Raw genomic sequence first — 8881 nt, 5'->3', positions numbered from 1 at the left:
CGGGGTGGAGCAGCCCGGTAGCTCGTCAGGCTCATAACCTGAAGGTCGTAGGTTCAAATCCTACCCCCGCAACCAATTAAAACCCCGTAGCGAAAGCTGCGGGGGTTTTTTTGTCTCCGGAAGCAAAATTTCTGCCAAACTTTGCCCTTCACGCCTTACGTCAATATATAGTTGACGATCAATATCGAGAAGATCGTTGCAAAGCTATTTTTACGGTTAATGATAAGCTTATTATAATCCCGATAACCTTGAATAGAAAACTCCATATTCTAAGTTTCAAGCAGTTCAAATATATTCTCGCTCGGACATTGGGGTTTTATCTATTTGTGCCAAAAGCATATCTAGAAAGGCCTGTTCAGCGCGATTCAGGCGTGCTTTGGGGTTCCAGACGACATAGACATCCACCGCAGGTGGGGTGTCATACGGAGGAAGACGCCACAGATGCCCATCGTCAATATCGCGTTTGACCACGTGGATTGGTAGTGGCCCGATGCCAAGTCCGGCCATAATTAGTCTTCTGACTTCCTCTAGATTGGCAGAAGTACCAACGACCCGGTCTTCCAAATCTGCATCTGCACGCATTAACGTGACTTGACGGAGGGCGTCACTCATATGATCGGTGACAAAGCTTACTGTCGAATGCCCTGCAAGGTCAGCTTTGGTTAGGTTTTTTAACCCGAAAAGAGGGTGTGAAGGTCCGCAGAACAGACCAAAATACTCTCTGAAAAGACGCTTGTATTCCAGTGCAGGGTTCTTGTCTTTGACCAGGCAAATTGCCATGGAAGCCCGACGGGCCATGACCTTGTCGATTACATAGCGGCTGGCTGATATATCAATGGACAAGGTTCCAAAAGGATGTGTCTTGTGAAACTCTGTCAATGTGTTGTCAAACAGCGGGCAGATAACATGGCTGGCCATGGCGATCTGAACATGGCCTCGCACTTCATCTACGGTTTCACGCATCAAAGTATTGAGCCGAAGGATGGCCCCATGTATCTCAATAGCCTCCTTTTCAAGAAGTTCACCAGCCTGTGTTAGCTTAAAGTTTCCGGGTGATCTGTCGATCAGGCGTTTACCGAGCCGATCTTCAAGTCTTTTGAGGGCGCTTGAGACGGTAGGTTGTTTCAGCCTCATTTTTTCTGCGGCATCGGTAATGCTGTTTGATTTCGCAAGAACGACAAAGGTCCGCAGTAAATTCCAGTCCATGTCACGGGCTAGTTTTTCTGCGCTGTCCGTGGAGAGTTTATCGGGCATAAATTAAATCAATACTCATAATTCTAACTATCTATTTGATCAATGCTATGCGATTTGAGAGGCTTTGAGGAGAGAAAAATAGAAAAAGACAATAGCCCACAAAACAAGACCTCTAAAAATCATATTGGGCAAAAGTCATATTCATACGCTTTCCAAAGTGAAGATTCACAGGATGTGGCTCAAAAAACAGGGTAGATCAATGACACTCGAAAAACGTGAGGCGCGGCGTCCGTGGTTGCTGCTTTCTCCGGCTTTAACAACCATATTTTTTCTGTTGGTTGTGCCGGTAATCTTTGTTGTCGTCTATTCATTTTGGTTACGAACAGCAAGTGGCGCGGATCAACCGGGATTTTACCTGACCAATTGGGCTGAAGTTCTGACAGATTCTTTTTACCGGGATATCTTGTTTCATACGTTGAAGATCTCAACGATCACGACGGTGCTTTGTGCGTTATTGGGATATCCTGCGGCTTACTTCATTGCGCGTTCCCGACGGAACAAGGCAATGTTATTGATGTGCCTGATGTTGCCGTTCTGGATCAGCTACATTATTCGCACCATGTCCTGGATTAATATTTTGGGGGTTTCCGGGGCGTTGAATTCCCTGCTTCTCGCATCGGGAATTATTTCGGAACCTCTTCAGCTTCTTTATAATGAGATGACGGTTATCCTAGGGTTAATCCATTTCTTACTGCCTTTTATGATCCTTAACATATACGTCAGCGTCGAAGGCATTGACGAAACACTGGAAGATGCGGCCTGTTCGTTGGGTTCCACCAGATGGCAAAGCTTTCTAGAGGTTACGTTGCCTTTATCACTCCCCGGTTTGGCTGCGGGTGGGTTGCTCTGTTTTGTCCTTGGTGCGGGCACCTATATCACGCCCTTGATCTTGGGCGGTCCCACCGATGCTATGTTTGCCAATCTGGTGTTTGAAGCGATTATCACACAGCTGGATTGGCCCTTAGGTTCAGCACTTTCACTTGTTCTTGTCGCGGTATTGGGGGCCTTGATCCTTATCTACAACCGTTTCTTTGGGATGTCACAGCTCATGAAAGGGTTAAGCTAATGGGATGGTCGGTTATTCGTGCGTGGACGGCTACTGTTTATCTGTTCATGTTTTTGCCCGTTGCTGTCGTCGTTTTACTAAGCTTTAACAGCAATCAGTTCGGCAGTTTTCCTGTGACGGGTTTTTCCTTTCGCTGGTTTATTGAGCTTTGGGAGAACGAGGCAATTCTCAGGGCGTTCAAAACGTCTATGATACTCGGGGCTTTGACGGCTTTAATCTCGACCTTCTTGGGAGTTCTCGCGAGCTTGGCGCTCGTCCGTTATAAAGTGCCCGGACGGGATTTTATTTCAACACTTTTGATTGCGCCGGTTTTGGTTCCAGAGGTTGTTCTGGCCGTTGCTCTTTTGCTTTTCCTTAATTTTCTTTCTTTGCACAAAAGCTTCTTTTTACTGCTACTGGGGCATGTGATCTTTACACTGCCTTTTGTTGTTCTTGTTGTGCAGGCACGCCTTGTCAGTATTCGCAGAGATTATGAAGAAGCCGCGATGAGCCTTGGCGCTAATCCGATCCAAGCTTTCCTGACCATAACGCTTCCTTTGCTTGCACCTGCCATCTTTGCGGGGATGCTTTTTGCCTTCACGATCAGTTTTGATGACATTACCGGGACCCTTTTCTGGAAACCGGGAGGGATCGAGACTGTGCCGACGCAAATTTTCTCAATGCTGCGGAATTCTATTTCTCCGGAAATCAACGCGCTGGGGTCCGTCATGATCATTTTGACGGTGGGATTACCCCTGATCGGGCTTGGTATTGCCCGGCGTATTGCCGCTAAACAAGCCTGATCCCTAAACAAGTATAATTCTTGAACGTCATAAAAATAATAACCCTTAAAACAGAGAGAAGAAATCATGGACAATTCAAAAAGATATGACCGTTTACTTGATCGCTATAAAAATGGTGATTTGGATCGACGCTCTTTTCTGGGGCTGATCGGGGCCGCCGGGCTGGCGTATGGTGTCAGTACGCCGTTTGCTAAGAATGCGCTATCCGCTGTTAAGGAAGTCCGTTTTGATGGTTGGGGTGGCGTGGTATCCGAAGCCCTCCGTAAACATGCGTTTGACCCCTTTACCAAAGAAACAGGCGTCAAGGTTGTGGACGGCACCTTTGGGAGCGGTGATGAATATATTTCCAGAGTAAAAGCCAGCCAGACAGGCGAATATAATATTGCCCATCTATCAGGGGTCTTTGATTACGCCCGCTATCATGAGTTGGGCCTGACAAGTACCCTGAATGAAAAAAATATCCCGAACCTTAAAAATGTCATTCCGAAGCTGGTTGATGTTTTTCGGGAGGTAACGGATGGCACGCTTTCTTGTGTTCCCTTTGATTATGGAACAACAGGTATTGCTTATAATCGCAAACACATTTCCGATGATGAGATGAAGGAAAAGGGCGCAAAGATTCTGCTTGATGAACGCCTGAAAGGTAAAATTGGTGGGTGGAGTGATTGGCGTACCCGGATTTGGTATGCGTCTCTTCAGACCGGACAGGACCCGAATAACGCGACTGACATGGATGCGATCTGGGAGGCAATCCGGACACATCGTGATCTGCTTCTGAAATACTGGGGATCTGGGGCAGAACTGATGTCTCTGCTTGCGGAAGAGGAAATTTATGTCACTGAAGCGTGGTCCGGACGGGTCTTCGCCCTACAAGAACAGGGGCATGATATCGGGTACATGGATCCACCGAATGGGTTCGGGTGGCAGGAATGCCTTTTTGTGCTCAAAGGCTCCCCTATGGAAGAGAGTGAACAGCTTTTGAACTTCATGTTGTCTAAAGAGGCGTCTGTCGCTGTTGCTGAGGGACAAAACTATCCACCTGCTCTGGATCCGGCGAAAGTTGATCTTGGCAAAAAAATTCCGACCTTGCCGGCTTTTGATCCGACAGGAACCCTTTCTGGACTGACCTTTGCCAACTCTGACTATTGGAACAGCAACCAGCAGGCATGGTCTAAACAGTTTGGTCGTATCCAAAAAGGTTATTGATCGCCTGTTCTTACTTTCCTGTACTTCTCTCTGCCGTAATTTTTGCGGCAGAGAGGCTCTTTAAATACGTTCAGTCTCTGGAGATCTGCTGTGAGTTCCGTCAGCTTGAAAAATGTCGCCAAACGCTTTGCCGGTTTTACGGCTGTACACCCTCTGGTTCTGGATATCTCTGAAGGTAGCTTTGTTACCTTACTTGGCCCTTCAGGCTGCGGAAAAACCACGACATTACGAATGATTGCGGGGTTGCTTGATCCATCCGAAGGAGAAATCAGTATCGGGGATCAACTGGTCAATAACATTCCTATACACAAAAGAAATCTTGGCATTGTTTTTCAGAACTATGCCTTGTTTCCGCACAAAACGATTTATGAAAACATCGCCTTTGGGCTGAAATATCGCAAAGTTCCTGCGGCAGAGGTTGAGCGCCGGGTGAAAGATGTACTTGATCTGGTTCAGCTTCCGGATCTGGGGGATCGCTATCCTAATCAATTGTCGGGGGGGCAACAGCAGCGCATTGCTTTGGCGCGATCAATTGTGATCAACCCGGATGTCCTACTGCTTGATGAGCCTCTTTCTGCGCTGGATGCCAATCTTCGCGAAGATATGCGGATTGAGCTTAAACGTATTCAGGAAAAAATTGGAATTACCACAGTTTTTGTAACGCATGATCAATCGGAAGCTCTGGCAATGTCAGATAAGCTGGTTGTGATGTCAGGTGGACGTATCGAACAGGTCGGGGCGCCCAAGGACGTATATGACAACCCCCGCAGTACTTTTGTGGCTGATTTTCTTGGCAGCTCGAACATTCTTTCGGTTCGGTGTGAAGACGCAGATGAGAAGAGAGTTCTGGTCAATGCAGGGCAATTAGGTGTGGTGAGCGTTCCCCGTGAGAAAGCAACAGATATAGCCGTGGATACGTCTGCAACACTTGTCATTCGTGCTGAAAAACTTTGTCTTGTGCCAGCTGATGCAGCTCCTGATCAACGTATGAGTGTTGAGGCGGTTGTTGAAACTGTTGATTACCAAGGTCAAGCCGTGCGGTATTTCGTACGTGTCGGCGATCTCCAGCTACAGGCCCTTAATATGATCGAAGACCGTCCGTTTAATGAAGGTGAGGCTGTTTCAATACGTTTCAGGCCTCAGGACTGTGTTGTTTTGAGGGAAGATAGTTGATGAAAAAAGCAAGACAAAGCCATCTCTTTTATCAATCGCATGGCCGTCGCCCGGTTCTCGATCAGGCGAGAGGCATCTACATGTGGGATGTTGATGGCAACCGTTTTCTCGATGGGTCATCCGGGGCAATGGTTTGTAACATTGGTCATTCAAATGAAACGGTGTTGGAAGCAATGCGCAGGCAAATGGATAAATCAACATTTGGCTATCGTCTGCATTTCGAAACCGAGCCTGCTGAATTACTGGCAAGTAAAGTTGCGGCTTTGTCGCCAGAGGGTTTGGATAAGGTTTTCTTTGTATCCGGTGGTTCCGAAGCGGTGGAGAGTGCGATTAAGCTTGCGCGACAATACGCGCTGTCAATTGATCAAGCCACACGTTGGAAAGTGATCTCGCGCTTTCCCAGTTATCATGGATGTACTTTGGGAGCTCTGGCGCTGACAGGTTATACATCGTTGACCCAGCCCTTTGATCCGATGATGCAGGAAATGCCAAAAATCCCAGCTCCAACGGCCTATCTTGATGGGCGAGATCCGGATGATCCTACCACAGGACGTTATTATGCAGATATGTTGGAGACCTGTATTCAAGAGGAAGGCCCCGAGAGTGTTTTGGCTTTCATTGTTGAGCCGATCGGGGGGGCTTCTACTGGGGCTTTGGTGCCGCCAGCGGGTTATATGGAACGCATTCGTGAGATCTGCACAGAATATAATATCCTTTTGATCCATGATGAGGTGATGACCGGGGGCGGTCGAACCGGACGCTTTTTTGCAGGAGAACACTGGGGCGTTTCCCCTGACATACTTGTTTTTTCCAAAGGGTTTTCAGCAGGATATGCGCCGCTTGGGGCGATGGTTGCGCACAATGATATTGTCGATGCTGTATTGGCCGATGGAGGCTTTTTACATGGGTTTACCTATGCAGGTAATCCGCTAGCCTGTTCGGCGGGACTGGCTGTAATTGAGCAAATTGAGGCCCAAGATCTGTTGGCGAATGCTGAAAAAATAGGGGGTATTCTAAAGCATCATCTGAGTGGATTGATGGAGCGCTATTCCTTTATTGGAGATGTTAGGGGGATGGGCTTACTTCTGGCTTTTGAGTTGGTGAGTGATCGGGAAACAATGCAACCGCTTCCTAAAGAGATATCTGCTTTTAATAGGCTGGTTGAAATTGCTTACAGCAATGGTTTGATTATTTATTCCCGTCGAACTCGTGGCGGTTTGGAAGGGGATCACTTCCTAGTATGTCCCCCTATGATAACCTCTGAATCTCAAGTGGAGGAGATTATGACATTGTTGGTCAAATCTCTCGACACTTTTGAACGCGAAATTGCCTCTTATATCAAAAAGCAGGGCGGTTTATGAGCAAGATTATCATCAGCTGTGCCATAACAGGTTCTATCCACACGCCGTCTATGTCGCCTTATCTTCCTATCACAGGCGAAGAAATTGCAGCCCAGTCAATTGAAGCAACAGAAGCCGGGGCCGCGATTATTCATTTGCACGCCAGAGATCCGGAAACGGGGAAACCATCATCGTCCTATGAAAATTTCATGGGATTTTTGCCTGACATCGATCGGCAATCCGACGTCGTGTTGAACTTATCTACCGGGGGCAGTGCCCTGATGTCTTTGGAAGATCGTCTGGCTGCCCCTTTGCAAATTGAGCCAGAGATGTGCTCGTTAAATATGGGGAGTATGAATTTTGCACTGTATCCTATTGCTGAGCGTATAAAAGACTGGAAGCATGATTGGGAAAAATTGTTCCTGATGAATTCTGATGATCTGGTGTTTAAAAATACCCCACGGGATATTGCTTTTATTCTTGCTGAAATGGGGGAAAAGCGCGGCACTCGGTTTGAGTTTGAGTGCTATGATCTGGGGCATCTTTATATGCTTGAACATTTCGTCAGCCGGGGACTGGTGCGCGGACCGCTTTTTATCCAGTTTGTTTTTGGTGTCCTGGGGGGGATGGGGGCTGACCCTGAGAACCTGACCCATATGAAACGAATGGCTGATAAGCTCTTTGGTGATAATTATGCCTTCTCAGTATTGGCGGCAGGACGGCATCAGATGCGAATGGCCGCGATGTCGGCAGCTATGGGCGGCCATGTCCGGGTAGGGTTGGAAGATAATCTGACGATTGCAAAGGGAGAGTTGGCAGTATCAAACGCGCAACAGGTGGTGAAGGTCAGAGAGATTGTTGAAAATCTTGGCCGTGAGGTTGCGACCGCAGATGACGCGCGCAGCATGCTTCAGTTGAAGGGGCAGAAGGATGTTAGGCTTCAAGCTGCAGGACCAACCTTCGACAAATGATATGTTCCTACAAAACATATTCCCAAAAAAGAAATTCAAAGTACTAGAGGTAACATATGAAATATGTCTTTGATGAACGTCAAAAAAGGCATGATCCTAAACACTTTTTTGCGAATGGTACGCCGCTTCCCAACCCTGAGCAGCCCGAGCGGGTGACGCTTTTACTGAAAGGTGCAAAGGCAGCGGGAGGCGAACCTGTACAAACTGTTGATCATGGTCTGGCACCTATTGCAGCGATACATTCCGCAGAATATATCACCTTTTTGCAAAATATTCATGAGCGGTGGCAGCGAATAGAGGGGGCGTCGGATGAAGTTATTCCAAATATTCATCCTGCGACCAGAAATGCTAACTATCCGAAGTCTGCGGTTGGACAGGCCGGATATCATCAGGCTGATACGGCTTGCCCCATTTCTTCAGGGACATGGGAAGCTGCTTACTGGTCTGCGCAAACAGCCCTGACAGGGGCGGCATTGATTTTGGAAGGTGAAAAAGCGGCCTATGCCCTTTGTCGCCCTCCGGGACACCATGCTTTTGCGGACATGGCCGGGGGTTTTTGCTTTTTCAATAATTCAGCTATCGCAGCCGAACAGCTCCTAAAATCAGGGCGCAAGCCTGCTATTTTGGACGTAGATGTTCACCACGGGAATGGGACCCAAGGTATTTTTTACGAACGCAAAGATGTTCTGACCCTATCGATACACGCGGACCCTGATCGTTTTTATCCATTCTTCTGGGGCAGTGTTCAGGAACGGGGCGAAGGAGAAGGACAAGGTTATAACCTCAATTTGCCTTTGCCACGGGGGACGGGGGATGATGCTTATCTTGTTGCCTTGGAAAAAGCTCTTGAGCGGATAAAATCATTTGGGGCTGATGTACTGGTCGTGGCGCTGGGGCTTGATCCCTATGAAAAAGATCCTCTAAAGGGCTTTTCCATAACAACACCAGGGTTTACCCGAATAGCCAAGGCGATCAATACTCTTGGTATTCCTATCCTGCTGGTACAGGAAGGTGGGTATCTGTGTGAAGAATTATCAGATAACCTTACATCGTTTTTACTCGGGTTTGAAACAACAGGATCATAAACAG

At 47.6% G+C, this 8881-nt stretch carries 8 protein-coding genes; 7 read left to right on the top strand and 1 reads right to left on the bottom strand.

Features of this window, described 5'->3' with window-relative positions:
* Positions 1–285: 285 nt before the first annotated feature.
* Positions 286–1254, bottom strand: coding sequence for a LysR family transcriptional regulator (locus ACN0W5_RS10200; RefSeq protein WP_417454025.1), 969 nt, complete (start codon positions 1252–1254; stop codon positions 286–288).
* A 199-nt stretch (positions 1255–1453) separates the two neighbouring features.
* Here ACN0W5_RS10200 and ACN0W5_RS10195 point away from each other — a divergent pair, with 199 nt between their 5' ends.
* From ACN0W5_RS10195 to ACN0W5_RS10165, 7 genes are all read left to right on the top strand, one after another.
* Complete coding sequence (locus ACN0W5_RS10195) at positions 1454–2320, top strand: ABC transporter permease (RefSeq protein ID WP_417454024.1); 867 nt, start codon at positions 1454–1456, stop codon at positions 2318–2320.
* On the top strand, positions 2320–3102 hold the full coding sequence (locus tag ACN0W5_RS10190) for an ABC transporter permease (RefSeq protein WP_417454023.1): 783 nt from the start codon (positions 2320–2322) through the stop codon (positions 3100–3102). The genes ACN0W5_RS10195 and ACN0W5_RS10190 overlap by 1 nt, the downstream gene beginning before the upstream one ends.
* A 66-nt stretch (positions 3103–3168) precedes the next feature.
* On the top strand, positions 3169–4308 hold the full coding sequence (locus tag ACN0W5_RS10185; RefSeq protein WP_417454022.1) for an ABC transporter substrate-binding protein: 1140 nt from the start codon (positions 3169–3171) through the stop codon (positions 4306–4308).
* Between the two features lie 90 nt (positions 4309–4398).
* Complete coding sequence (locus ACN0W5_RS10180) at positions 4399–5481, top strand: ABC transporter ATP-binding protein (protein WP_417454021.1); 1083 nt, start codon at positions 4399–4401, stop codon at positions 5479–5481.
* Entirely contained in the window at positions 5481–6842 is a 1362-nt protein-coding gene (locus ACN0W5_RS10175; RefSeq protein WP_417454020.1) for an aspartate aminotransferase family protein, read from the top strand. The genes ACN0W5_RS10180 and ACN0W5_RS10175 overlap by 1 nt, the downstream gene beginning before the upstream one ends.
* Entirely contained in the window at positions 6839–7792 is a 954-nt protein-coding gene (locus tag ACN0W5_RS10170; RefSeq protein ID WP_417454019.1) for a 3-keto-5-aminohexanoate cleavage protein, read from the top strand. Before ACN0W5_RS10175 ends, ACN0W5_RS10170 begins: the two co-directional genes overlap by 4 nt.
* A 56-nt stretch (positions 7793–7848) precedes the next feature.
* A complete protein-coding gene (locus ACN0W5_RS10165; protein ID WP_417454018.1) occupies positions 7849–8877 on the top strand; it encodes a histone deacetylase family protein in 1029 nt (342 codons plus the stop codon).
* The last annotated feature ends 4 nt before the right edge of the window (positions 8878–8881 follow it).

It is taken from the genome of Kiloniella sp., from assembly GCF_048270245.1.
Taxonomy (GTDB): domain Bacteria; phylum Pseudomonadota; class Alphaproteobacteria; order Kiloniellales; family Kiloniellaceae; genus Kiloniella.
Note: the sequence above shows the minus strand (reverse complement) of the source record. Positions and strands in the feature narration are given on the sequence as shown.

Coding starts and splice junctions, on each gene's coding strand:
- ACN0W5_RS10200 (WP_417454025.1), bottom strand. CDS start 1,254: ATGCCCGATAAACTCTCCACGGACAGCGCAGAAAAACTAGCCCGTGAC.
- ACN0W5_RS10195 (WP_417454024.1), top strand. CDS start 1,454: ATGACACTCGAAAAACGTGAGGCGCGGCGTCCGTGGTTGCTGCTTTCT.
- ACN0W5_RS10190 (WP_417454023.1), top strand. CDS start 2,320: ATGGGATGGTCGGTTATTCGTGCGTGGACGGCTACTGTTTATCTGTTC.
- ACN0W5_RS10185 (WP_417454022.1), top strand. CDS start 3,169: ATGGACAATTCAAAAAGATATGACCGTTTACTTGATCGCTATAAAAAT.
- ACN0W5_RS10175 (WP_417454020.1), top strand. CDS start 5,481: ATGAAAAAAGCAAGACAAAGCCATCTCTTTTATCAATCGCATGGCCGT.
- ACN0W5_RS10170 (WP_417454019.1), top strand. CDS start 6,839: ATGAGCAAGATTATCATCAGCTGTGCCATAACAGGTTCTATCCACACG.
- ACN0W5_RS10165 (WP_417454018.1), top strand. CDS start 7,849: ATGAAATATGTCTTTGATGAACGTCAAAAAAGGCATGATCCTAAACAC.